We start from the raw sequence: 24434 nt of genomic DNA, 5'->3' as shown, positions 1-24434 counted from the left end.
TTCGCCGGACATAGTGGCCCGGCAGGCAAGATTCGCGAGGAGCGCCCACAGATGATCTACGCCAAACCGGGGTCCGCCACCGGCATCGTGACCTACGCCAGTCGTTACGACAACTTCATCGGTGGTGACTGGGCGGCTCCGATCGAGGGCAGGTACTTCGAGAACCCATCCCCGGTCGACGGCGAAACCTTCTGCTCGGTGGCGCGCTCCTCGGCGGCCGATATCGATATGGCCCTCGAAGCCGCGCACCTCGCCGCCGGGAAATGGGCCGCCACCTCGCCCGCCGAGCGCGCGAATATCCTCAACAAGATCGCCGACCGGATCGAGCACAGCCTCGAACCCCTCGCTATCGCCGAAACCTGGGACAACGGCAAACCCGTTCGCGAAACCCTCGCCGCCGACCTGCCTTTGGCAGTCGATCACTTCCGCTACTTCGCCGGCGCCATCCGCGCCCAGGAGGGCAGCATCGCTGAAATCGATGTCGATACCATCGCCTACCACTTCCACGAACCGCTCGGGGTGGTCGGCCAGATCATCCCGTGGAACTTCCCGATTCTGATGGCCGCGTGGAAGCTGGCCCCGGCCTTGGCGGCGGGTAACTGTGTGGTGCTCAAACCCGCCGAGCAGACCCCGGCATCGATTCTGCTGGTGATCGAGCTCATCGCCGATCTCCTGCCGCCCGGAGTCCTCAACGTGGTCAACGGTTTCGGCGTCGAGGCGGGTAAGCCGCTGGCGGCGAGTCCGCGCGTGGCCAAGGTCGCTTTCACCGGTGAGACCACCACCGGACGGCTCATCATGCAGTACGCGAGCGAGAACATCATCCCGGTCAGTCTGGAGTTGGGCGGTAAGAGCCCCAATATCTTCCTGCCCGATGTCATGGCCGCCGACGACGAATTCCTGGACAAGGCCGTCGAGGGCTTCGTGATGTTCGCGCTCAACCAGGGCGAGGTGTGCACCTGTCCTTCGCGCGCACTGATCCATTCGTCGATCTACGACGAATTCCTGGCCCGCTGCATCGAGCGGACCCGAGCCATCAGGGGCGGTAATCCGCTCGACGACACCACCATGATCGGAGCCCAAGCCAGTAACGACCAATTCGAAAAGATCCTGTCCTACATCGACATCGGCAGGCGGGAGGGAGCCCGTGTGCTCACCGGAGGGGAAGCACGAAAGGTGGACGGACTGCCGGGCGGCTACTACATCCAGCCGACGATTTTCGAGGGCGCCAATACGATGCGGATCTTCCAGGAGGAGATCTTCGGCCCCGTCGTGGCGGTCACCAGGTTCGACACCGTCGAAGAGGCGACCATGATCGCCAACGACACCCTCTACGGTCTCGGCGCCGGGGTGTGGACCAGGGATATCACCACGGCGTACCGGATGGGCCGAGCAATCAAGGCAGGGCGAGTATGGACCAACTGTTTCCACGCCTACCCCGCACACGCCGCCTTCGGCGGGTACAAGAAGTCCGGCATCGGCCGGGAAAACCACAAAATGATGCTCGAGCACTACCAGCAGACCAAGAATCTGCTGGTCAGCTATTCACCGACAAAACTCGGATTTTTCTGATGCATGGCAGAGTAGCCCGCGTCGCGATCACCGAGCGGGCGCGAGAAGTGTTGCGCCGGTTGATAGAACAGCACGGACCGGTGCTGTTCCACCAATCCGGTGGCTGCTGCGACGGCAGTTCACCGATGTGTTTCGGGGTGCGCGAATTCCGGGTCGGCGGCGCGGATGTGCTGCTCGGCCGGCTGCCGTGGCATACCGAATTCTGGATCAGCGGCGACCAATTCGAACTGTGGAAGCACACCCACCTCACCGTGGATGTGGTGACCGGGCGCGGCAGCGGATTCTCCCTGGAGGCGCCCGAGGGCGTGCGGTTCATCATCAGATCGCGACTGCTGACCGATGAGGAGACGACGGCGTTGGCGGCGGGACCGCCACCGCGGACGGGAGCCGATCGGATGAGTTGACTGCCGAAAAAGCTGTCGCCGGTGCCTGATTCACGCCCGCGGGTGCGTCCGCGGGCGGCCATCGGGTGATCGGCCCGGGGGTCCGCAGCCCTGGGCCGACACCACGAAGCCCCGCCGTCCCGCTGCAGACCGGGACGGCGGGGCCGGTGTCCTACCGGCCGGGCAGGAAACGGAAGCCGCGGGTGAGCGTCATCAGCAGCCGCTGCCATTTGTCCTGCGAAATCACCGGCGGCGCATCGAGATTCATGAAGCGCGTGACCACCACGGTCTGCGGTTCGGTGAACTTCAGCAGCCCGTCCGGGCCGTGCCTGCGCCCGACACCGGAGATGCCCATACCGCCCATCGGGGCGGCGGTGGTGCCCCAGGCCGGGGCGTAACCCTCGTCGACGCAGACGGTGCCCGCGTGCAGCCGCTCGGCGATCCGCTCCCCCGCGTCCTTGCTCGCCGCCCAGACGCTCGCGTTCAGGCCGTATTCGGTGTCGTTGGCCAGCCCGATCGCCTCCTCGACGCTGTCGACCGGGTAGATCGAGACCAACGGGCCGAAGGTTTCGTTGCGACCGCATTCCATCTCGTCGGTGACATCGGCGAGCACGGTGGGTTCGAAGAACAGCGGTCCCAGATCCGGGCGCGCCTTGCCGCCCGCGAGCACCTGGGCGCCCTTGGAGGTCGCGTCGGCGACGTGCTTGGCGACGGTCTCCAACTGCGCTTCGGAGATGAGGCTGCCGATATCGGCCGAATAGTCATAGGCCGCACCGAGTTTCGCGGCCTGCACGGCGGCGACGAACTTTTCGGTGAACTCCGCGGCGACCGCCTTCTCCACATACAGCCGTTCGATCGAAATACACAGCTGACCCGCATTGGAAAAGCAGGCGCGCACCGCGGCCTTGGCCGCCTTGTCGAGCTTCGCGCCGCGGGTGACGATCATCGGGTTCTTGCCGCCGAGTTCGGCGGAGAAGCCGATGAGCCTGCGCCCGCACCGTTCGGCCAGGGTGCGCCCCGTCGCCGAGGAGCCGGTGAACATCAGGTAGTCGCAGTTGTCCACGATCGCGGTACCGACCACAGTGCCCGGTCCGGGAACGACGGCGAGCAGGTCGCGGGGCAGTCCGGCCTGGTAGAGCAATTCGGCGCTGGCCAACGCGGAGAACGGGGTCTGGCTGTCGGGTTTGACGATCACCGCATTGCCCGCGAGCAGCGCCGGGATCGAATCGCCGATGGACAGCAGCATCGGATAGTTCCACGGCGCGACCACACCGACGACGCCCTTCGGGTGGTGGCGCACGGTCGCCCGGTTGAGCACCGGGAAGGCGCCGGGTACGCGGTGCGCGTCGAGCAGATCGGGTGCGACCCTGGCGAAGTAGCGGGCCGCGAACATCAGGCCCATGATCTCTTCCTGGGCGGCCCAGCGCGCTTTACCGGTTTCGGCCTGGATCACGTCCATCAGGAATTCGCGCTGTTCGACGACCAATTCGCGGTATCGCTCGAGTACCGCGGCACGGTCCTTGGCCGAGCGCGCGGCCCATCGGGCCTGCGCGGCCTTGGCCTTGTCGAGTGCGGCGGCCACATCATCGGCGGTGCCCACGGGTACGCTGCCGAGTGCGGTGCCGGTGAAGGTTTCGGCGATGGTTTTGCGCGCACGGGGCTGACCCTTTCCAGCGACCCGCAAGCGATCGCCAGCGGCCGGATCAGCGATCGCGGCGAGCGCACTCAGGCGGTCGAAGACTTCGGCATTCGGCGCGGGCATCGGTGCCTCCTACTTGTGAGTAACCCCGGGATACACACAACATACGCCGCCTGCGGTAGCCATAGCAGCCGCTACCCGGGTTTGGCGGATGACAATGCCTTTTCGGCCGAAACTGTCACGTTCGCGAGAGCTGATTTGTCTCATGGGCACCTGAACCCAATCGAGGGAGGAATCATGAATATCGCGCTGTGGATCGGACAGATCGTGCTGGCCGTCGTGTTCACCGCATCCGGGATCGCGAAGGCCACGCAATCCAAGGACAAGTTGGTCGAGATGGGCCAGACGGGCGTCGCGGTGTTCCCGAAGCCGGTCGTGCGCCTGACCGCCTACGCCGAATTGCTCGGTGCCATCGGGATTATCGTGCCGTGGTGGACCGGGATCGCACCGGTGCTCACCCCATTGGCGGCGGTCGGTTTCGCCGTGGTGATGATCGGTGCGATCAGCTCCCACATCCGGCTGCGCGAACCGCGCAATATCGCGATCACCACGACGATCCTGATCATCGCCGTACTGGTCGCCATCGGCCGCTTCGCGGGGCTGTGACCGCGGTTCGGTACACCAGGAACTGCCAGTCCAGTCCGGTATACCGAAGGCATTACGAGAGTGTCACAGTATGTATTACTGTGCGCCGATGTTCAGAGCGCGGCCCCACGTTGACAATGTCTTCTTCCGAGCTCATCGAATCGGCGCGACGACGACGCCAGCCGGTGGCTTTCGTCCGCTCCGCCTCTGACCGCGAGTCCTGCAAGCACACCCTGCTGACGCTGGTTCAGCAGCTCATCCAACGCGCCAGCGCAACTGCCACGGATCTGTCAACTCGAGTCCCGCTCAGCGGGACAAGAGCAACGAAATGGTCACAACTGGTTTAGGTTATGGCGATGTTCAGAGCGAGGCTCGGGGTCCGAACGCGGATTCTGGCGATCGCGCTCGTGCCGAGCCTGACTCTGCTCGTGGTCGGCGTGGGCGCGGCGGGATATCTGGTTGCCGAGGGAAATAAAGCCAAGAACTGGGCGTCGCAGAATCAGCAGGCGATACCCTCGACCCGCGAATTGCTCGAGGCGGTCCAGGGCGAACGTCAGCTTACGGTGGCAGCGCTGACCGGCGACGATACGGCCACCCCCGCGCTCGGTGTGGCACGGATGCGCCTCGACGGCGCACTGAAGGGCCTAATCGATGCCTCCGCAGGACTACGGGCGGTGGACGATTCGAAGATCGGCGACAACGCCGCGAACTTCATGACACTGTCGACATCGATGAGCCAGGTCCGCACGCTCACCGATGCCGGGACGCTGCCGGTCGCCGACGCCTACAACTTCTACAACCGACTGCTCGACATCATCACCTTCGGCACCGAGCTCGCCGAACAGTCCGCGCCGGACGCCGAGATCGGTGTGCATATCGCCGACGGTATGCGGATTTTCCTGGTGGCCGAAGCGATGTCGCGCAGCACCGCACTCGCGGGCATGATCGTCAATGCGAACGGGCCGACCCCCATTCCGATGGAGGAGTTCCTGCGCCAGATCGGCTTCTATCACGCCGAGGCCGCCAATCTGGGCGGCGAACTTGACCCGAAGCAGCAGGAGAGCCTGCACACGCTGATGGCGAGCCAGGCCTGGCAGCAGCTCAGCGCCATGGAAAACGCGCTGGCCCAACGCGCTACGACCGCGACGAGCACCACCTCCGGCTCGTCGAGTTCATCCAGCTCGTCGAGCAGCAGCACCAAACAGGCGACGCCGCCCGCCCTGCCGTTGAGCACCCAGGAGTGGCACAGCGCGGCCGCCGAGGTGAGCCGCGGGCTGATCGATGTGTGGATCGCGCAGAACAAGTACTCACAGAAGTTGGCCGAGGACAAGGCCGCCGATGCCACCGCGCGATCCGCGTGGGCCGGTGGCGGTGTCGTCGTGGTCAGCCTGCTGGCGTTCTTGATCGCGATCGTGCTGGCCAACCGAGTCATCAACCGGCTCAAGCGACTTCGCGGTGAAACCCTCGCCTTGGCCGACGAGCGGCTGCCCGAGCTGATGCGCAGGCTCGGCGAGGGTGAGCTCATCGATCCGGAGGCCGAATCCGCAGAACTGAATTACGGTGACGATGAGATCGGCCAGGTGGCCAAGGCATTCCAGCACGCGCACGCCGCGGCCGTGGCGGGCGCGGTGACCGAAGCCCGCACCCGTGAGGGTGTGAAGGCGGTCTTCTTGAATATCGCGCACCGCAGCCAGATCGTGGTGCACCGGCAGTTGGAAATTCTCGACAAGGCCGAGGACCGCCAGGAGGATCCAGCCCTGCTGGACACCCTGTTCCGGCTCGATCACCTCGCCACCCGTGAACGCCGCAACGCCGAGAATCTGATCATTCTCGGCGGTGGTCAGCCGGGCCGGCAGTGGCGCAATCCGGTGCCGCTGATCGATCTGGTGCGCAGTGCGGTCGGCGAAACCCTGGACTATGCCAGGGTGCGCGTGTCGCGACTGCCCGAGACCCATGTGCTCGGCGCGGTCGTGGCCGACCTGATCCACCTGCTCGCCGAACTGGTGGACAATGCGACCTCGTTCTCGCCGCCGCAGTCGCGGGTGGAGGTGAGCGGCAATGTGGTCGGCAAGGGCGTGGTCGCCGAGATCAGCGATCAGGGCATGGGCATGACCGAGTCCGAGATCGCCCGGGTCAACGAGATGTTGCGCAATCCACCGGATTTCGGTGTCGCGGCATTGTCCTCGGACTCCCGGCTCGGACTGTTCGTGGTCGCGCAGCTGGCCGCACGGCACGGGGTTTCGATTCGGCTCTCGGAGTCCGATTACGGCGGCATTCGCGCCATAGTGCTCATCCCGTCGGCCCTGCTGGCCAATGAAGCACCCGCTCTGACAACGGATTCCGAACCGCTGGAGTCTGCGCGCCGGCGACGGCATCCGGTCCCCTTCGTCGATTCCTCCCCCTACGGTGGTGCGGAAAACGAATCCGCCGTGCTCACCGCGCCGCCGGTGGCACCACCTGCCATCGAGGCACCGGCGCCGCCGCCCTCATTCGATGCGCCGCAGCCGACGGCCGCGGATACCAGGCCCGCGCTGCCGCGCCGGAACCGGCAGGCCAGCATCGCACCGCAATTGGCGCAGCCGACCCAGGCCGAGCCCGAAGCGGAGCAGCCGCCGGAGCGGGAGCGCTCGGCGGAGCAGGCCCGAGATCTCATGTCCGCCATTGAAAACGGGACCAGGCAGGGCCGCCGCACCGTCCCCGATGCCGTGCTGCCCGAGGCGGCGGCCGCCGAGCAATTCGGCACCTATCAGGGACCGAGCGGTAAACACTCCGATGAAAAGGAAGGCAACGGTGACTTCTTCCAGCCCCGGTGATCTCAACTGGCTCCTCGACGATCTCGTCGACCGACTGGCCGGCGTGCGGTACGCGGTGGTGCTTTCCACCGACGGCCTGCTCCTCGGCCGCTCGACGACGATGAGCCGCGAGGACGCCGAACATTTCGCCGCGATGTCCTCGACCCTCTACGGCTTGGCCCGCAGCGCAGGCAGCCGCTTCGACGGCGGCGGCGTCCGCCAGGCCGTGATCGAACTCGACCGAGCGGTGCTGTTCGTGACCTCCGCGGGCGACAACGCCTGCCTGGCACTACAAGCCGCCGAATCGGCCAATCTCGGGATGGTGGCCTACGAAATGAACGTCACCGTCCAACGTGTCGGCACCTACCTATCCACCCCAGCGCGTTTGCCATGACACACAGCGGTGGGCAATGGTTCGACGACGAGGCCGGTCCGCTGGTCCGGCCCTATGCGGTCACCCGCGGGCGGGTGATGGGGGCAGGCCATGACCTGGACATGCTCACCGTGGTCGTCATGGCCGATCCGCCGCCCACCCTGCGGCGGACAGATCCCGAATACGCGGATATCGTACGACTGTGCCGTGCACCGCAGTCGGTCGCCGAGGTGGCGGCGTATCTGAAACTTCCCTTGGCGGTGACCAAGATTCTCGTCGGCGATCTGATCGGCGAGGGCCACTTGATCTTCCGGGCGCCGGTGCAGCCGGACGCGGGTCCCGGCGATCTCAACATATTGCGAGCGGTACTGGATGGCATCCGAAAGCTTTGATCCGACCCGGTCGGCTGCGACACCGCAGCTGGCGGCTTCGGTCAAAATTCTCATCGCCGGTGGATTCGGCGTCGGCAAAACGACCATGGTTTCGTCGATCAGCGAGGTCGCGCCGCTGCGCACCGAGGAGCTGATCACCGAAGTCAGTACCGGGGTCGACGACCTATCCGGCGTCGAACAAAAGACCACCACGACAGTGGCGCTGGACTTCGGACGGATCACCATCGACCGCGATCTGGTGCTCTACCTGTTCGGCACCCCCGGCCAAGACCGATTCTGGTTCCTCTGGGACGAACTCTCACGCGGCGCACTCGGGGCCGTCGTCATCGCCGACACCCGACGACTCGGCAATTCCTTTGCCGCCGTGGACTTCTTCGAACGACGCGGACTCGCATTCCTGGTCGCGGTCAACTGCTTCGAAGGTGCGCCGGTCTACACCGTCGACGAAGTCCGCGACGCGCTCGATCTCGACGACCACATCCCGGTCATGCTGTGCGACGCCCGCGACCGCGCCTCCTGTAAAGACGTGCTGCTGAACCTGGTACAGCACCTCATCGAACGGGCCGGGCGGGCACCGGTCGCCACCTGATCACGGCTACCGTTCCAGCCGGGTGCTGATGTGGTGCCTGGTGATGCCGTCGACCTTCCAGTGATCGAGGCAGCCGACGAGCTGGCGCTCGGTGTGTTCACCGAGCGCCAGCTCGAGTGGTGGCGAGCAAAGTCCCCGCACGCTCCACCGGCCCCGCCACGATCCGGACATGATTTACGGTGCCCGCGCATTCCTTCCAGGGTTTTAAAGTTGTGCCGCATTCAGGCTTGATCCAACCACGAGACGAAGAGCAGCGCGCCACCGATGGCCAGCAGCAGCGATACCGGAATCGGCCACCAGGGACCGTGCCGGCCGAGCAACCGGCGAGTCAGGCGCACCTGCACCGCACCGAGTCCGGCCAGCGCGAGGCCCCACACGGGTAGTAGCCCGACCCCGAGCAGTGCGTGTACCGCCCAGGCCCCGGCCAGCGTCGGACCGCCCCACGAGTGCTCGAGATCGTTGTCCGCGATGAGCGGATAGCAGATTCCGCGCACCGCCGCGATTGTTGCCAGGAAGGCGAGAAACCAGGTCAGCAGGCCGACCACGCCGGCCAGCACCGAATGCACGACCGCACGCACCGCCAGGGAATCTCGCGGCGCGATGAAAATGCCCAGCAACCGGCGCGGGACCCGAAACCGGCTCGCTATGGGGCCGAGACCGATCACCGGCGCAACCAACGCGTATGCGGCCCAACGCAGCAGTGAGCGAACCGTGGTCATGCCATCGACCGTATCCCGCGCGGCGCATGCGCGGGCACCTCAGGCCAATCGGCCCGCATCGACCAGGTCGTCGAACAGCAATTGATCGACCGGCGGTACCAGCGCGCGATCCGCATAGGAGAACCAGGCGACCTCTTCGATCTCACTGCTTGCCGCGAGGGTGCCGCGGTAGTCGGCGGTGTAGCAGCTCATCCGGACGACCACATCGCTGGCCGGTCCGTGCAGTGCGGCCTCGTAGGTGCCGACGTGGGCGACGGTTTCCGGAAGCAGCACGACGGTCAGTTCCTCTTCGATCTCACGCAGCAGCGTCTGCAGATCCGACTCCGCGCCTTCGCGTTTGCCGCCCGGAATGTAGAAGATGTCCTTGCCCTTCGGGCGCGCGCACAAGATGCGGCCGTCTTCGATGCGTACCCACGCGACCGTGTCGATCAGCTTCCGCACTCGCCCATCCGCCACCGCCGCAGCCTAATGGACGTATCGATCAGTGGGCGTGCTGGAGGTCGGCGGGCAGGATGGAGCGCCCGCCGCTCCGGGGCCGTCGACGGGGGCGCAGGTCCCGCCCGCGTACCCGCTCGCCGCATTCGGCACAGACCGGTTCGATCACCGTGGTCTTACCGCAGGGTTCGTGCACGGCCTGCATGGGTGGCCCGTCGGGCGCGGCCCACTCGTCACCCCATTGACCCGCACCCCAGGAGTCACGGCGCAGGAGATAGGTCGGTTCCAGTTCTTCGCCATCGTCGGTGAGGTGGCCGGGCTGGTGGTCGCTCTACGCCACGCGGACGCTGAATCCGGTGTGGCCCATGGCTGCGGCGACATGGTCTGCGGCGGCTTTGAGGTCGCGAGTCGGGGGCAATGTGCCGTCGAAGGTTGTGACCGACAGATCGTCGGCGATGGTCTCCCAGGTGCCCGCGATGCGGCCGTCGATGACCAGGATGGGAGAGATCCAGCCCGCTGCCCGACTCACCCGGGCGCGATGTTCGGTGCGGAGCAGTTCGGTGTCGCCGGTGCCCGGTCCGAGGACGTATTGGTCGAAGGCACCCAGCAGGTGTACCGAGGTGCCGTTCGGTTGCGTGGCGGCAAGTTCGTCGGCGTGTTCGGTGAGTATGTAAGCGCGTCGGCCCGCGATATCGACCTCGGTGAGTGCGTCCCCGAGTTCGGAGAACCACCGGCGCACCGTCGTTTTCTTCAGGCTGTTGCGGCTGAGCCAGGCGTCGAAGGTTTCCGGGGTCGCCGGGCCGTACGCGCCGAGGTAGCCGGCAATGGCCAAGGGCGCGGCGGCATCGGGTTCGGGTAGGCCGCGCCAACCGTTGATCAGATGGCCTGGGCTGGTGAAGGTGACTCGATTACCTTGTGCCGGACCATGACACAGCGCCCCCTGCCAGGCCAGCGGCTTGAGCAGCGCACCCCAGCCGGAGCGCAATTCCTCGCCGAGCCGATGGAATGCGGGTTCGGCGACCAGCGCTTCGACCAGTTCGTCTCGGCTGAGCACCACGCCGTCGAGCACCTGCGCCACCGCATCGGCCAGCGCCGCGACCTCCGCCGGCGACGCCCCGAAGGTGCGCTGCCAGGCGGGCTTTTCCCAGGTCCGTGCGGAGCCGATCAAGGACAGGATTGCGGCCGCCATATCGGGGGCGAGCGTGTGCAATGTCCCGCGCATGGCCCAGGTCTTCATCAGCGTGCCCGCCGCCAATTCCGGTAGTAGCGCACCAGGATCGGGTTTACTGCGCCGCAGCGCCACCGCGAGATCCGCGGCCGCGGTCACCTGAGCCTGCACACCGCACAGCCGCTCGACGACCTGGGCGACCCCGACGTCCTCGGGTGACGCGACGAATTGCCTGCGCAGCCGCCAAGTGAAAACCTGATCCCAGGTGACGTGCACCTATGCCCCTCCTCTGTTCAGCCGACCGACCAGACCCAACCCCTTACCGGGTCCGGTGCAGTACCGGATTCATCCCAGCACTGTGCTGCAGAACAGTACTCCGACCGCGATCTCGAGAAGACCCACTACGGTCGCCGCCATGACGGCAAGCAATGCGGTCCGGTTCGTCGCGCGACGCACCGCGCCGACCGGTGCGACCAAGCGCTCGGCCCGGTCCAGCACGGCGGTGGCCGCGGCGCTCAACGCCCCCACCGGCAGCGGTTCGGTCGCGCCGACGATCGCGAGCAGGCCTCCGAGCAGCGGCTCCCGGCCGTGCGTGCGTGCCGCAGTATCGTCGGCGCACATCTCGAGTAGTCGGCCGATTTCGTGCACCCCGTCGGTCACCAGACGCATTCCGGGCAGCGTGATCGCGATGCCGCGCAGGAATCGGAGCAGTCCGGCATGCCGCTCGCTCAGATGTGCGTGCTCGTGGGCGAGCACCGCGGCGAGCTGCTTCTGGGTCAGCGCGTCGACGGCCGCGCTGGTGACGACGATGGTGTCGGGCCGTCCGGCAACGCAATAGGCTTGGCGCTCCGGCGAATCCAGCACGACCGCACCGACGCCGGGCACGCGACGACCGACCATGCGAACGGCGCGTCCGTGTGCGATGGTTTTGCGTCGCATGTACAGCATCGCGTGTGCGGCGTGTGCCAGGATTCCGAGGAGCGCGACGGCGACCAGCGCCGCGCAGGTCAGGGTGCCCAATTGGACCAGCAGGCCACCGTGCAGGCGCATCGGTGCGGCCAGCGCGTTATAGCAGTCGCGCAGCGTATCGCAGGGATGCCAGTAGGTGGCGAATTCGACGATCAGCATGGCGGCCGCGATGACCCACGCACCCAGTGCACCCGCGATGGCGACCAGCCAGGCGAGCACCCCGAGCCGGGGCGCGACACCGCGCCGGGTCAGTCTGCGCAGCACGGTCGGGCCGAAGGTGGCCACCAAGCTGCCGTAGATCATCAGGCTGACGGCTACGTTCACGGCGCCTCTGGGGTTTTACGCGAGGTAAGCCGACGCAGCGCGGCACGCAGTCCGGCCGACTCCTCCGCACTGATCCGATCGACGAAATGGCTGAGCACCAGATCCGAGCGCCCACCGGAGCCGAGCGCCTCGAGCATGAGCCGCGCGCTGTGTTCCTCGCGGGTCAGCGTCGGCCAATATCGATATGCCTTGCCCGCGCGTTCGCGCGCCAACCAGCCCTTGCGGTGCAGATTGTCCATGGTCGACATGACCGTGGTGTAGGCAATACCGCGCTCGGCGGCCAGTTCGTCGAAGATTTCGCGGACCGTTGTGGTCTCCGCGTCCCGATCCCAAATGCGGTCCATGATCACCGCCTCCAAATCCCCGAATCCACGCACGATGCCGTCTCCCTCATCAACTACTGGACATCTCTGACGTCTCAGGGTAGCTGGCTCGGCCGATTGCTACGTAGTCATACCGTAGATTCCCTCGATAGCGACACGCTCTGCTCAAAGCTGAACACCTCATGCGGGTCGTATCGGGCCTTCACCTGACGTAACCGTTCGCAGTTGGCGCCGTAGTATTCGCGCTCCCAATTGCAAGGCCGTCCCACGCCGGTTTCGCGGCGGCTCTTCGTATCTCGTTCGGTGGGCGCTGCGGCGACGCTGGCGGCAGTGTCCACAGTCGGCCGCACCGAGCTGCCGTATTTCGACCTCGCCGGTGTCAACGATATTCAGGGTGGACGTATCGGGCAGGGCCCGGATTTCGCCGCCGCGCTCGGCGACCGCGACCTCGCGCGTACGGCTGTACTGCTGGCGCATCAGCCGGTGCAGATCCACGATGCGGTCGAGTTCGGCGTCGACCTGCAACTGTCCGGCCACACCCACGGCGGTCAGCTATGGCCCGGCAATTTCCTTGCGGCACTTGCCAATCCGACCGTCGCCAGCCTGGAACGCTACGGTGACACCCAGCTCTACGTCACCCGTGGCGCGGGCGCGTGGGGACCCCCGGTGCGCGTCGGGGCCCCCTCCGATATCACCGTGATCGAGCTGGCATCGAAACAGGCCTGACGCGCCACGGTGCTGCCATGCCCGCGCCGACTCCGTCGAAATCAGGCGAGGTCGAACCGATCGTTTTCGACCACCTTCACCCACGCGGCGACGAAGTCGTTCACGAACCTCTCCGCGGCGTCCTGCTGCGCATAAACCTCGGCTATCGCGCGCAACACCGAGTGCGAGCCGAAGATCAGGTCGTTCGCGGTGGCCGTCCACTTGGGCTGACCGGAGGACCGGTCGAAACCTTCGTAGACGTTCTCCGCGGACTCCGACGCCTTCCATTCCGTCCGCATGTCGAGCAGGTTGACGAAGAAGTCATTCGTCAACCGGCCCGGACGCTCGGTGAGCACACCGTGCTTGCTGCCGCTGTAATTCGCGCCCAGGGCGCGCAGGCCGCCGACCAGTACGGTCATCTCCGGAGCGGTCACGTCGAGCATGTAGGCGCGGTCGAGCAGCAGACGCTCCAGCGGGGCCTTCTCGCCGGACCGCACGTAGTTGCGGAACCCGTCCGCTCGCGGTTCGAGCACCGCGAACGATTCCACATCGGTGTTCTCCTGTGTGGCGTCGGTCCGGCCGGGCGTGAACGGCACCGTGATGTCGTGGCCGGCGTCCTTGGCCGCCTTCTCGACCGCCGCTGACCCGGCGAGGATGATCAGGTCGGCCAGCGAGACCTTCTTGCCGCCGGCGGCCGAACCGTTGAACTCCTGCCGGATCTGCTCGAGCACGGGCAGTACCTTCGCCAACTCGGCGGGTTCGTTGACCTCCCAATCCTTTTGGGGCTCGAGCCGAATCCGGGCGCCGTTGGCGCCGCCGCGCTTGTCGGTGCTGCGGAAGTTCGCCGCCGCCGCCCACGCGGTCTTTACCAGCTGCGCGACCGAGAGGCCGGAGTCGAGGACGTTGCGCTCGAGCGCCGCGATGTCCTGGTCATCGATCAGTTCGTGGTCGACGGCCGGAACCGGATCCTGCCAGAGCTGTGGCTCGGGAACCCATGGCCCGAGGTAGCGGCTGACCGGCCCCATGTCACGGTGCAGCAGCTTGTACCACGCTTTGGCGAACGCCTCGGCCAGTTCCTCCGGGTGATCCAGCCAGCGGCGGGTGATCTCCCGATAGATCGGATCTTCCCGCAGCGACAGGTCCGTAGTCAGCATGGTCGGGGTTCGGGCGGGCCCGCCGAACGGATCCGGAATGGCACCCTCGCCCGCACCACCCTTCGGCTTGTACTGCCACGCCCCGGCCGGGCTCTTCGTCAGCTCCCACTCGTAGCCGTACAGGTTCTGTAGGAAGCCGTTGTCCCACTTGGTCGGAGTGGCGGTCCAGACAACCTCGAGACCGCTGGTGATGGCGTCCTTACCTTTACCGGAACCGTACGCACTCTTCCAGCCCAGGCCCTGCTGTTCGAGCGGGGCCGCTTCGGGTTCGGGACCGACCAGGTCGGCATCGCCCGCACCATGGGTCTTGCCGAAACTGTGGCCGCCGACGATCAGCGCGGCGGTCTCCTCGTCGTTCATCGCCATCCGACCGAACGTTTCTCGGATGTCCCGCGCGGCGGCCACCGGATCCGGGCGGCCGTTGGGCCCTTCCGGATTCACATAGATCAGACCCATCTGGACAGCCCCGAACGGTTTCGCCAGATCTCGGTCACCGCTGTAGCGCTCATCGCCGAGCCAGGTGTCCTCCGGGCCCCAGTACACCTCTTCCGGCTCCCAGATATCAGGGCGGCCGAAGCCGAAGCCGAAGGTCTGGAATCCCATCGATTCCAGAGCGACATTGCCGGCGAAAACCAACAGGTCGGCCCAGGAGATCTTGTTGCCGTACTTCTGCTTGACCGGCCACAGCAGCCGACGTGCCTTGTCCAGACTGGCGTTGTCCGGCCAGCTGTTCAGCGGCGCGAAGCGCTGTGCGCCCTGGCCGCCGCCGCCGCGCCCGTCGGCTATCCGGTACGTGCCCGCCGCATGCCAGCTCATCCGGATGAACAGGCCACCGTAGTTGCCGTAGTCCGCGGGCCACCAGTCCTGCGAGTCGGTCATGACCGCGGCGACATCGGCCTTCAGCGCGTCGACATCGAGCTTCCCGAACTCTTCGGCGTAATTGAAATCCTCGCCCAGCGGGTTGGACTTGGACGAATGTGCGTGCAGCATCGAGACATCGATCTGCTCGGGCCACCAGTCCTTGTTGGTGCGAGGACGATGGTCGGTCTTCGGAGTCGGGGACGGGATGGCCGGGTTTTCGCTCTCGCTTACGCTTCGAGTTCCGGTCTCAGGAGTGGCTGGGCGGCTGTCTGATGTCATGACATTCCTTCCTGAATAGGCAAGCGGGCTGCGTGATCAATCGGCGTGGGATGCGGCGCAATCGGGACACATGCCCCAATAAATGACCTCGGCCTCGTCGATCGCGAAGCCGCGGTCGTCGGACGCGCTCAAGCACGGGGCCTCGCCGACCGCGCAGTCGACATCGGCGATCGATCCGCACCCCCGGCATACCAGGTGATGGTGATTGTCACCGACCCGTGTTTCGTACCGCGCGACCGAGCCGGACGGCTGAATGCATCGAAGCAGGCCCGCGGCGGTGAGCACGCGCAACGAGTCGTACACCGCCTGGTGCGACACCGCTGACAGGCGAGATCGCACGGCGCGGATGATCGAATCCGTGTCGGCGTGTGGATGGTCGTGCACCGCACTCAATACCGCGATACGCGGAGCGGTCACGCGAAGCGAAACCCCCCGCAGCATCTGCTGGAATTCCGTGGCCGTGGACACGCCCAGAGTCTCGTCCGCTTTCTGGAACGAGTCAAGCATCGCCGCGTCGTCGGGGTGGCTGCAACCTTGACGCACTACAGGGCAATCTATGCGAACATATGTTCGTGTCCGAGTCCGCCCACCCGACGATTGCGCCGCGTTCTCGACGGCCGCGGATCGAGGCGCGGGCCGAGGCGTCGATCCTGCACGCGGATCTCGACTCGTTCTATGCCTCGGTGGAACAGCGCGATAGTCCGCGGCTGCGGGGGCGGCCGGTGATCGTCGGGGGCGGCGTTGTGCTCGCGGCGAGCTATGAGGCGAAGGCGTTCGGGGTGCGTACCCCGATGAATGGTGGCGCGGCGCTGCGGCTTTGCCCGCATGCGATCGTGGTGCCGCCGCGCATGTCGGCCTACGCCGAAGCGAGCAGGGCCGTCTTCGAGGTCTTCCACAACACGACGCCGGTGGTCGAGGGCATTTCGATCGATGAGGCGTTTCTCGATGTGGGTGGGCTGCGCCGGATCGCGGGTGAGCCGGTCGAGATCGGGCGGCGGTTGCGGGAAGCGGTGCGCGAGCAGGTCGGGCTGCCGATTTCGGTCGGTATCGCGCGGACGAAATTCCTGGCGAAGGTGGCCAGCGCGGTCGCCAAACCCGATGGTTTGCGCCTGGTGCCGCCGGAACTCGAACTCGATTTCCTGCATCCGCTGCCGATCGAACGACTGTGGGGCGTCGGCGAGGTCACCTCCCGCACCCTGCGCGAACACGGCATCACCCGGATCGGACAGCTCGCCGAACTCGGTGAATCACCGTTGCGTGCCATCCTCGGACCCGCCGCGGCCCGGCACCTGTTCGCATTGTCCTGGGCGCGCGACCCGCGTCGCGTCGAAACCGGCGTGCGCCGCCGCTCCATCGGCGCGCAACGCGCACTCGGTCGTCGGCACCGACCACCCGACGAGATCGAGGCCTACCTGCACGGCCTCACCGACCGCCTCGGCCGCCGATTGCGCGCAGCCGACCGCGTGACCCGAACCGTGGTGCTGCGCATGCGTTTCGACGATTTCACCCGTGCCACCCGCTCGCACACCCTGCCCGAGGCGACCGATCGTACCGAAACCATCCTCTACGCCGCGCGCACCTTGCTCAGCACCGCGATGCCCATGATCCAGGAGCGAGGCCTCACCCTCATCGGTCTGGCACTGACCAACCTCGACAACGCCGATGCCGTCCAACTCACCCTGCCGTTGGAACCCCGCGCCACCAATACTCTCGACGCCACTCTCGACGACCTGCGCCGCCGCTTCGGTTCGGCCGCCGTCACCCGCGCCGCCCTCATCGGTCGCGGCGAAGGCCTCTCGGTTCCGCTGCTGCCGGACTGATGTACATCCTCCATGCAGGCCGGTTCGGCGGGGTGACCAAAGAGGAAGAGCGCCAACGTGAGCTGGACCGCCATCGTTCGGCGGCCAACCGGTGCGAGCGGGCGGCGAAGGCGTCGAGCGTCTCGCGGTCCAGTTTCCAGCGCTGGGTGATGATTTCGGCCGAAACGCCCTGTCCGATAAGTCCTTCCGGAAAGCGGTGGGCGCACCCGCGAACGGCTACACCGATCAGCGAGAACGCTTGGGGCGCTTGTCCATCAACCGCAGGATCAGCGGGGTGAAGATGAGTTGCATGGCCAGATCCATCTTCCCGCCGGGGACGACGATGCAGTTGGGGCGGGACATGAAGGAGTCGTGCAGCATGGACAGCAGGTAGGGGAAGTCGATGACCTTGGGGTCGGCGAAGCGGATGACGACGAAACTTTCGTCCGCGGTGGGGATGGTGCGGGCGATGAAGGGGTTCGAGGTGTCCACCGTCGGGACGCGCTGGAAGTTGACGTAGGTGTGGGAGAACTGGGGGCAGATGTATTTCACATAGTCGGGCATGCGGCGCAGGATCGTATCGATGACGGCCTCACTGGAATAGCCGCGTTCGGTCTTGTCCCGGATCACCTTCTGGATCCATTCGAGGTTGACAATCGGCACGACCCCGACCAGCAGATCGGCGTACTGCGCGACATTCACCGAATCGGTGACGGCGGCGCCGTGTAATCCCTCGTAGAACAGCAGATCGCTGCCCGGCGTCAGATCCTCCCATGGCGTAAATGTGCCTGCGGGTTGCCCATAGGGTTTGGCTTCCAACTCGTCGTGCAGATATTTCCGCACCGAACCGACGCCGGTCTCACCGTAGTCACGGAACAGCGTCTCCAGCTCTTTCAACAGATTCGCGTCCTCACCGAAATGCGAGAAGGTGCGATTGTGGCTCTGCTCCGCCTCGGCCATCGCGAGCTTCATCTCGTTGCGGTCGTAGCGATGGAACGAATCCCCCTCCACGATCGCCGCATTGATGCCTTCGCGGCGGAATACCTCCTGAAAGGTCCGCGTGACACTGGTCGTGCCCGCACCGGATGAGCCGGTAATGGCGACGACGGGATGTTTGACCGACATGACATCTCCTCGATTGTCAGCGCCCGGCCGGACGGAACAGCGACCGCGACCCGAACAGTGAACTGTCGAAGCTGGGCCCTTCCTCGGGCTCGCTGTGATAGCGCTCGATCCGCGCGACCTCATTGCGCGAACCGAAGATCAGCGGCACCTGCTGATGCACCTGCTCCGGCACGGCCTCCAGCACTCGATCACCGCCGGTGGTCGCCCAGCCCCCTGCCTGTTCGACGATGTAGGCGATCGGATTCGCGCCGTACAGCAACGACACCCGCCCCGGCCGCCGGGTGTCGTATGGATAGAGGTAGACCCCGCCGCGGGTGAGGATGTGGAAGGTGTCGGCGACCAATGACGCGACCCAGCGCATATTGAAGTCACGCCCCCGTGGCCCGTCCACACCGTCGAGACATTCGTGGACATACCGCCGCACCGGCCGTTCCCAGAACCGCTCATTGGCGGCATTGATCGCGAATCCCGAAGTATCCTCCGGGATTCGCATCCGCGGGTGGGTCAATACGAAAGCACCGATCTCCCGATCGAGGGTGAATCCGTCGACGCCACTGCCGGTGGTGAGCACCAGCATGGTCGCCGGCCCGTACAGCGTGAATCCCGCGCACACCTGCCGCACCCCCGGCTGCAGGAAGTCCGCCGTCGTCGGCGCACTGTTGTCCGGTGCTCGCAGCACACTGAAAATCGTTCCGACGGGCAGATTTACATCGATGTTCGAGGATCCGTCCAACGGGTCGAAGGCGAGCAGATATTTGCCGCGCCGGTGCACGTCGGGCACCGGATGGATATCGGTCATCTGCTCCGACAACAGCGCCGACAGATGCCCCGTCCATTGGGTCTCGGCCACCATGATGTCATTGGCGATGGCGTCGAGTTTGCGGTGCACCGTCGGCGGCAGGTTGTCGGGTTCGGAGGCGCCCAGCGAGCCGACGATGGCACCCCTGGTCACCTGGTTGGCGATGATTTTCGTCGCGGTCGCGACGACATTCACCAGAGCGGAGAATTCACCGGACGATCCGGGATGCCGGTGCTCCTCCTCGATCGTGTATCGGGTGAGGGTCTTCAGTCCTTCTGGCATGAGTTCTCGATCTCGTCACGCGGGCGCCCTCGCGGTCGGCCCATCCGGCTGCTGTCCTGTCCCGAAGACACTGCTGCCGTAGACATCTCGGTCGGTCAGTGTGATCAGGTCGGTCTTGGTGAGCGGTCGCCGCAGCTCGACCAGCCGTTTGGCTTGCCGTAACCGGCAGCGGTCCAGGGCATTGCGCACGCTGCGCGCATTGGAGAATCGGGGGCGGCTCATTCGAAGCGTGAGATATTCACCGAAGGCGGCGTATCCGGTGTCGTCGAGCCGGAAGTTGTCCCGTGCCACCATGATTTCGGCGATGCGCACCAACTCGTCGTGGGTGTAGTCGCTGAATTCCAGATGATGAGCCACCCGCGAGGACAGTCCCGGATTCGCCGAGAAGAACTTGTCCATCCGGTCCGGATAGCCCGCGAAGATCACCACCAGGCTGGTGCGCTCGCTCTCCATCTCCTGCAGCAGGATTTCGATGACTTCCTGTCCGTAATCGCGTTCGTTCTCCGGGCGGAACAGGTAGTAGGCCTCGTCGATGAACAGCACTCCCCCGGCCGCCTTGGCCAGGGCCTCCTTGGTTTTGGGTGCGGTGTGTCCGATGAACTGGCCGACCAGATCGTCACGAGTTACCGTGTGCACCTTGGGTTTACGGATATAGCCGAGCGCATGCAGCATCTCGGCCATCCGCAGGGCGACGGTGGTTTTGCCGGTGCCGGGGCCGCCGGTGAAACTCATATGCATGGTCGGCCGAGACGCTTGCAGGCCGAAGCGCTGCCTGGCCCGATCGATCAGCAGCAGCGCCGCGATCTCACGCACCCGCCGCTTGACATTCGCCAAACCGACGAGTTCGGCATCGAGCCTGGTCAATACGTCGGCGACGTCATTGCCCGCGATATCGCTGGACAGATCCAGCACCGCATCCTCAGCCAGCAGCTCCGCCGGCGGTGTGTCCGCCGGCACCGCCCGCACCGGCCTACTGTCGTCCACACCGGGCCGGTGCAATCGGAAACCGTTTGCCGCGCTCGACCTTTCAGCCGCCATACCGGGAACCCGGCCTTTCGTCGGTGGCATACGAGTGCAGACCGTAGGTCTGGCGCCGGTCCGGTCCCTCGGTGCGGGTCAACACGAATCCGGGCTCGTCGACGGGACGCTGTACCAGAAAGCTCAATGCGGTGGTCTGCCTGCCGTAGCGGGCGTCGTAGGCGAGAACCCGAATGTAGTGTCGTGGGAAGGTATTGCGGCATGCGTCGATCTCGGCGAGCACACCGTCGGGTTCGTCGAGATCGAACAGCGGCAGCCCCCACATCTCCCAATAGGCGTTGCGGGGGTGCGGATCATCGGTGTATTCGATGGACACCGGCCAGTTGTTGAGCAGGGCGTAACGCACCTGAGCCGCGATCTCGGCGTCGGTGAGTTCGGGCAGATACGAGAAGGTTCCGTGGCGCAGATACATGTGCGGAGTCCTGTCGTTCAGTGGCTGGCCGTCGGCACGGCATCCGGCGCGTCGGTGGAGGTGTAGTCGAAGGTGACATCGCCCCAGGTCGAGAGCGCGACATCGAGCGGGCGGCAGATCTCGGCGGCCTTGCGCAGCACATCCGGACCTTCCTTCAGCAAATCGCGACCCTCGTTGCGGGCCTTCACCACTGCCTCCAACGCCACCCGATTCGCCTCCGCCCCAGCGGCGATGCCGAGCGGATGGCCGATGGTGCCGCCCCCGAATTGCAAAACCACGTCATCGCCGAAAAGGTCGAGCAACTGGTGCATCTGGCCGGCATGGATGCCGCCGGAGGCGACCGGCATGACACCGCCGAGGCTGGCCCAATACTGGTCGAAGAAGATGCCGTTGCCCGGGTTGGTGGGAATGTGGTTCTCCCGCAGCGTGTCGTAGAAGCCCCTGGTGGTCGCCGGATCGCCCTCGAGCTTGCCGACCACGGTGCCCGCGTGCAGGTGATCGACGCCGATCAGCCGGCACCATTTGGCCAGAACCCGGAAGCTCACGCCGTGCGTCTTCTGCCGCGTGTAGGTGGAGTGCCCGGCCCGATGCAGGTGCAGCAATACCCCGTTGCGCCGCGCCCAGTGCGACATCGACTGCATGGCGGTGAATCCCACCGTCAGGTCCATCATGATCACGACACTGCCCAGTTGCTTGGCGAACTCGGCGCGCTCGTACATCTCCTCCATGGTCGCGGCGGTGACATTGAGGTAGTGGCCTTTGATCTCACCGGTTTCGGCCGTGGCGCGGTTGACGCCCTCCATGGCGAACAGATACCTGTCGCGCCAACGCATGAACGGCTGGGAGTTGATGTTCTCGTCGTCCTTGGTGAAATCCAGGCCACCCTTGCACGCCTCGTAGATCACCCGACCGTAATTTCGCGCGGACAGGCCGAGTTTCGGCTTCACCGTCGCACCGAGCAGCGGCCTGCCGTATTTGTTCAGGTACTCGCGCTCCATCACGGTGCCGTGCGGCGGGCCCTGGAAGGTTTTGACGTAGGCCACCGGAATCCGCATATCCTCCAGGCGCAGTGCCAGCAGCGGCTTGAAGCCGAAGACATTGCCGATGATCGAGGAGGTCAGGTTGGTGATCGACCCCTCTTCGAAGAGGTCGAGATCGTAGGCGATATAGGCGAAGTACTCGCCGGGGCGGCCGGGAACCTCATCGATGCGGTAGCACTTGGCCTGGTAGCGGTCGTGCGCGGTGAGACGGTCGGTCCATACGACAGTCCATGTGGCAGTCGATGATTCGCCCGCCACGGCGGCCGCGGCTTCGATCGGATCCACGCCCTTCTGCGGGGTCACCCGGAAGACGGCGAGGACATCGGTATCTTTGGGTACATAATCCGGGGCGTAGTAACCCATCGAGGCGTAGGAGTGGACACCCGGATCCCAGCGGTTGGGTTCGGTTTCGTCGGTCATCATTGCTCCGCTCGGTTTTGCGGGTGATCCGCGCTCGGGAACTGTTGCACGAGGCACCCGCGCCCGGATATCGAGCAGGACACCTCGGCTCGGGTGGTGTGCGGGATGCTGCGCCTGAGACGTGGGGTGAACGCCTACTGAGTTCAAGGATGACGGCGTTGCCGATGACAAACAATTTGATTGTTCCTCGGAATAGTCAACGGATTCATTGAGTTTGATACCGTCGAATTGTGGGCATGGTGAGTGCGGCAAGGATGGAAACATTCCTGGCCGTGGCTCGCCAGGGCAGCATTCGGCGCGCCGCCACCCAGCTGCACATCACCGAGGCCGCCGTCTCCGCGGCGGTCGCGCACATCGAAAAGCAGCTCGGGGCGAAGCTCATCGCGAAGGCCGGGCGCGGTATCGCGCTCACCGAGGCCGGGCGCATCTACTCCGAATACTGCCGCACCATCCTCGGCCTGATGAAGGAGGCCAATGCCGCGGTGCGCCGGGCCGAAACCGGCAAGCTGCGGATCGGTGTGGTCGCCACCGCGGGTGAGTATGTGCTGCTGGGGCCGCTGGCGTCATTCCGGAACCGCTATCCGGATATCGAACTGAGCCTGTCGGTGCATCCGCGCGATGTGCTGTTCCTCGAATTGCACCACCACGAAACGGATCTCGTCATCGCGGGCCGCCCACCACGCGACACCGGGCTGGTGATCCGAGCCCGTCGCCCCAGTCAGCTCGTGGTCGTCGGGGGGCCCGATTGTCCCGATCCGCTGCGCAGCACCTGGCTGCTACGCGGTCGCGGCTCCGGAACCCGCGACGCCACTCTCAGCCTTATCGACCGCCTCGAAATCTCCCCGCCCACCCTCACCCTGGGCAGCCACGGTGCGGTACTGGCCGCCGCCCGCGAAGGTTTGGGCGTGACCCTCATCCACACCGACGCGCTGGCCCAAGACCTGGAATCAGGTCTGCTGCAAGTACTTCCGGTCGACGGCACGCCCATGGACCGTCCATGGCACGCCGTCACCACACGCACCCCCACCCCCACAACCCGCCTCTTCCTCGCCCACATCCTCGATCCAGCCGAAGTGGGCGCCCACGCCTTCCACCCCGGCTAGCACACCCCGGGCGGTGGAGCCCGGGGGGCACGACACCCGGACTCCACCCGACTGGCGATCGAAATGATCGCGCAGGTTGTCGGCGATGAATTCGCCATCGGGTTGATTGTGGACCGAACAGCCGCTCAGCAGCACGTTTCGCTGTTACGAACCCGTGAAATATCACTAGGTGCCGGTGACGGCCTGGTGCCGACACGCACAGCAGCGGGAGCGGTCACTCGCGCCGGTGCTGGAGCGCCTCCTCGACCGCGGCCAGCGCGTCGACGGGTGTGCGGTTCGCGCCGTGCGCGTCCTTGCCGAGCTGGGCCCAGCCCTTGCCCTCCGGCCCGCGCAACTGGATCCAAATGTCGCGAGTCTTATCCAGTAGCTCCCGCTGCTCGGCCTCGTTCAATGCGGACATGAATTCCTCCTCTATTCCCACGCCGCAAGCCGCGGCGAAATCCTGTGGCGACATGCCGTTGGCGGCGTTCATGTCGCAGTCCCCGAACGGTGGACAGCCCTCGGGCAGGCCGCCACCGAAGCCCTGGCCGTCGGTGTATTGATGCGCGATCTGACCGGGCAGATTCGGGTTGCGGCCGTAACCCGCGCCGATCACCCGCAACCCGTCGGGTCGGTCGGACCACATGCCGTGGAAGTCGCCGTGATTGGCGTAACCGATCACTCGCCGCCGGTCCCCCAGCCAGTCGGCGACATTCCAATAGGCGCGGTTGATTCCGTCGGACTGGTCGCCGTCGGGATTGCCACCGGATTCGACGTCGATCATAGTGATCATCCGCGGATGCGGACCGTGCGCCTGCTCGACCATCTCCCGGTGGGTGCACACGGTCTCGAGCCAGTTCGGCCGCCAGTAGAAGTAGACGACGAAACACGCCAACCGACCCGAATCCACTGCCCGGCAAGCCCATTCGTAGTTCACCGCGAAGTTGGGATCACGGAAAGTGCCGTCGTTCGACCGGAAACTCAGAATTCCGTACGGATAGGAATCGTCCACCGGCGCTTGAAAATATGATACGTCGGCAAAAAGGCTGTCGACCATCTGATCTCTCTCCTGTATTCGGAACCGCCCGGCGCCCGTTCGGCGCGATGGACCAATCGGT

At 65.6% G+C, this 24434-nt stretch carries 25 protein-coding genes and 1 pseudogene; 10 read left to right on the top strand and 16 right to left on the bottom strand.

Annotation, left to right across the window (positions count from 1 at the left end; genetic code table 11):
* The first annotated feature begins 51 nt into the window (after positions 1-51).
* Both exaC and ACQPYR_RS19940 read left to right on the top strand, forming a co-directional pair.
* Positions 52-1569, top strand: coding sequence for an acetaldehyde dehydrogenase ExaC (exaC, locus tag ACQPYR_RS19945; RefSeq protein WP_433634348.1), 1518 nt, complete (start codon positions 52-54; stop codon positions 1567-1569).
* Positions 1569-1973 (top strand): DUF779 domain-containing protein, encoded by a 405-nt coding sequence (locus ACQPYR_RS19940; RefSeq protein WP_433634346.1) that lies wholly within the window; start codon positions 1569-1571, stop codon positions 1971-1973. Before exaC ends, ACQPYR_RS19940 begins: the two co-directional genes overlap by 1 nt.
* Positions 1974-2124: 151 nt before the next feature.
* Here the strand turns inward: ACQPYR_RS19940 and ACQPYR_RS19935 are convergent, their stop codons facing one another.
* Positions 2125-3714, bottom strand: a complete 1590-nt coding sequence (locus tag ACQPYR_RS19935) for a succinic semialdehyde dehydrogenase (protein ID WP_433634344.1) — start codon at positions 3712-3714, stop codon at positions 2125-2127.
* Positions 3715-3888: 174 nt separating this feature from the next.
* Between ACQPYR_RS19935 and ACQPYR_RS19930 the strand changes: the two genes are divergently transcribed.
* The 5 genes from ACQPYR_RS19930 (at position 3889) to ACQPYR_RS19910 (ending at position 8382) form a co-directional block, all read left to right on the top strand.
* Positions 3889-4257, top strand: coding sequence for a DoxX family protein (locus tag ACQPYR_RS19930; RefSeq protein ID WP_433634342.1), 369 nt, complete (start codon positions 3889-3891; stop codon positions 4255-4257).
* Between the two features lie 335 nt (positions 4258-4592).
* The gene (locus ACQPYR_RS19925; RefSeq protein ID WP_433634340.1) at positions 4593-7049 is read left to right on the top strand and encodes a sensor histidine kinase; all 2457 of its coding nucleotides are present in this window, start codon (positions 4593-4595) and stop codon (positions 7047-7049) included.
* Positions 7027-7422 (top strand): roadblock/LC7 domain-containing protein, encoded by a 396-nt coding sequence (locus tag ACQPYR_RS19920; protein WP_433634338.1) that lies wholly within the window; start codon positions 7027-7029, stop codon positions 7420-7422. Before ACQPYR_RS19925 ends, ACQPYR_RS19920 begins: the two co-directional genes overlap by 23 nt.
* A complete protein-coding gene (locus ACQPYR_RS19915) occupies positions 7419-7793 on the top strand; it encodes a DUF742 domain-containing protein (RefSeq protein ID WP_063046087.1) in 375 nt (124 codons plus the stop codon). Before ACQPYR_RS19920 ends, ACQPYR_RS19915 begins: the two co-directional genes overlap by 4 nt.
* Positions 7774-8382, top strand: coding sequence for a GTP-binding protein (locus ACQPYR_RS19910; RefSeq protein WP_433634336.1), 609 nt, complete (start codon positions 7774-7776; stop codon positions 8380-8382). The genes ACQPYR_RS19915 and ACQPYR_RS19910 overlap by 20 nt, the downstream gene beginning before the upstream one ends.
* A 221-nt stretch (positions 8383-8603) precedes the next feature.
* On the opposite strand, the gene ACQPYR_RS19905 is transcribed toward ACQPYR_RS19910, so the two are convergent.
* The 6 genes from ACQPYR_RS19905 to ACQPYR_RS19880 all read right to left on the bottom strand — a co-directional run bounded on the left by ACQPYR_RS19905 (position 8604) and on the right by ACQPYR_RS19880 (position 12589).
* Positions 8604-9101 carry a sensor domain-containing protein gene (locus tag ACQPYR_RS19905; RefSeq protein WP_433634334.1) on the bottom strand — a complete coding sequence of 166 codons (498 nt, stop codon included), beginning with the start codon at positions 9099-9101 and terminating at the stop codon, positions 8604-8606.
* Between the two features lie 39 nt (positions 9102-9140).
* Positions 9141-9557, bottom strand: coding sequence for an NUDIX hydrolase (locus ACQPYR_RS19900; protein ID WP_433634332.1), 417 nt, complete (start codon positions 9555-9557; stop codon positions 9141-9143).
* A 310-nt stretch (positions 9558-9867) separates the two neighbouring features.
* Positions 9868-10980, bottom strand: coding sequence for a winged helix DNA-binding domain-containing protein (locus tag ACQPYR_RS19895; RefSeq protein WP_433634330.1), 1113 nt, complete (start codon positions 10978-10980; stop codon positions 9868-9870).
* Positions 10981-11049: 69 nt separating this feature from the next.
* Complete coding sequence (locus ACQPYR_RS19890) at positions 11050-11997, bottom strand: M56 family metallopeptidase (protein WP_433634328.1); 948 nt, start codon at positions 11995-11997, stop codon at positions 11050-11052.
* Positions 11994-12374, bottom strand: a complete 381-nt coding sequence (locus tag ACQPYR_RS19885) for a BlaI/MecI/CopY family transcriptional regulator (protein WP_433634326.1) — start codon at positions 12372-12374, stop codon at positions 11994-11996. The genes ACQPYR_RS19890 and ACQPYR_RS19885 overlap by 4 nt, the downstream gene beginning before the upstream one ends.
* A gap of 74 nt (positions 12375-12448) precedes the next feature.
* Positions 12449-12589, bottom strand: a complete 141-nt coding sequence (locus ACQPYR_RS19880) for a BBE domain-containing protein (protein ID WP_433635191.1) — start codon at positions 12587-12589, stop codon at positions 12449-12451.
* A 61-nt stretch (positions 12590-12650) separates the two neighbouring features.
* On the opposite strand from ACQPYR_RS19880, the gene ACQPYR_RS19875 reads away from it, so the two are divergent.
* Positions 12651-13046, top strand: coding sequence for a metallophosphoesterase (locus tag ACQPYR_RS19875; protein ID WP_433634323.1), 396 nt, complete (start codon positions 12651-12653; stop codon positions 13044-13046).
* A 41-nt stretch (positions 13047-13087) separates the two neighbouring features.
* Here ACQPYR_RS19875 and katG read toward each other — a convergent pair whose 3' ends face one another.
* Positions 13088-15319, bottom strand: a complete 2232-nt coding sequence (gene katG, locus ACQPYR_RS19870) for a catalase/peroxidase HPI (RefSeq protein ID WP_433634321.1) — start codon at positions 15317-15319, stop codon at positions 13088-13090.
* 36 nt (positions 15320-15355) lie between these two features.
* Complete coding sequence (locus ACQPYR_RS19865) at positions 15356-15760, bottom strand: Fur family transcriptional regulator (protein WP_433635190.1); 405 nt, start codon at positions 15758-15760, stop codon at positions 15356-15358.
* A 125-nt stretch (positions 15761-15885) separates the two neighbouring features.
* Here ACQPYR_RS19865 and dinB point away from each other — a divergent pair, with 125 nt between their 5' ends.
* Positions 15886-17139, top strand: a complete 1254-nt coding sequence (gene dinB, locus ACQPYR_RS19860; RefSeq protein WP_433634319.1) for a DNA polymerase IV — start codon at positions 15886-15888, stop codon at positions 17137-17139.
* Positions 17140-17215: 76 nt separating this feature from the next.
* Here the strand turns inward: dinB and ACQPYR_RS19855 are convergent.
* The 6 genes and pseudogenes from ACQPYR_RS19855 to ACQPYR_RS19830 all read right to left on the bottom strand — a co-directional run.
* Positions 17216-17347: pseudogene (locus tag ACQPYR_RS19855) on the bottom strand (steroid 3-ketoacyl-CoA thiolase); the annotation flags it as partial.
* Between the two features lie 17 nt (positions 17348-17364).
* Positions 17365-18243, bottom strand: coding sequence for a phosphoribulokinase (locus tag ACQPYR_RS19850; RefSeq protein ID WP_433527080.1), 879 nt, complete (start codon positions 18241-18243; stop codon positions 17365-17367).
* Positions 18244-18259: 16 nt separating this feature from the next.
* Positions 18260-19324, bottom strand: coding sequence for a class 1 fructose-bisphosphatase (locus tag ACQPYR_RS19845; protein WP_433634317.1), 1065 nt, complete (start codon positions 19322-19324; stop codon positions 18260-18262).
* 15 nt (positions 19325-19339) lie between these two features.
* The gene (locus ACQPYR_RS19840) at positions 19340-20290 is read right to left on the bottom strand and encodes an AAA family ATPase (RefSeq protein WP_433634315.1); all 951 of its coding nucleotides are present in this window, start codon (positions 20288-20290) and stop codon (positions 19340-19342) included.
* Between the two features lie 61 nt (positions 20291-20351).
* Positions 20352-20774, bottom strand: a complete 423-nt coding sequence (locus tag ACQPYR_RS19835) for a ribulose bisphosphate carboxylase small subunit (RefSeq protein WP_433634313.1) — start codon at positions 20772-20774, stop codon at positions 20352-20354.
* A gap of 17 nt (positions 20775-20791) precedes the next feature.
* Positions 20792-22237 carry a form I ribulose bisphosphate carboxylase large subunit gene (locus ACQPYR_RS19830; protein WP_433634311.1) on the bottom strand — a complete coding sequence of 482 codons (1446 nt, stop codon included), beginning with the start codon at positions 22235-22237 and terminating at the stop codon, positions 20792-20794.
* Between the two features lie 233 nt (positions 22238-22470).
* Here ACQPYR_RS19830 and ACQPYR_RS19825 point away from each other — a divergent pair, with 233 nt between their 5' ends.
* A complete protein-coding gene (locus ACQPYR_RS19825; RefSeq protein WP_433635189.1) occupies positions 22471-23337 on the top strand; it encodes a LysR family transcriptional regulator in 867 nt (288 codons plus the stop codon).
* A 214-nt stretch (positions 23338-23551) separates the two neighbouring features.
* Here the strand turns inward: ACQPYR_RS19825 and ACQPYR_RS19820 are convergent, their stop codons facing one another.
* Complete coding sequence (locus tag ACQPYR_RS19820) at positions 23552-24373, bottom strand: hypothetical protein (RefSeq protein ID WP_433634309.1); 822 nt, start codon at positions 24371-24373, stop codon at positions 23552-23554.
* Between the last annotated feature and the right edge of the window lie 61 nt (positions 24374-24434).

The sequence above is a fragment of the Nocardia sp. CA-120079 genome (genome assembly GCF_050955745.1).
Taxonomy (GTDB): Bacteria; Actinomycetota; Actinomycetes; order Mycobacteriales; family Mycobacteriaceae; genus Nocardia.
This window is presented reverse-complemented; position numbering and strand designations above follow the sequence as displayed.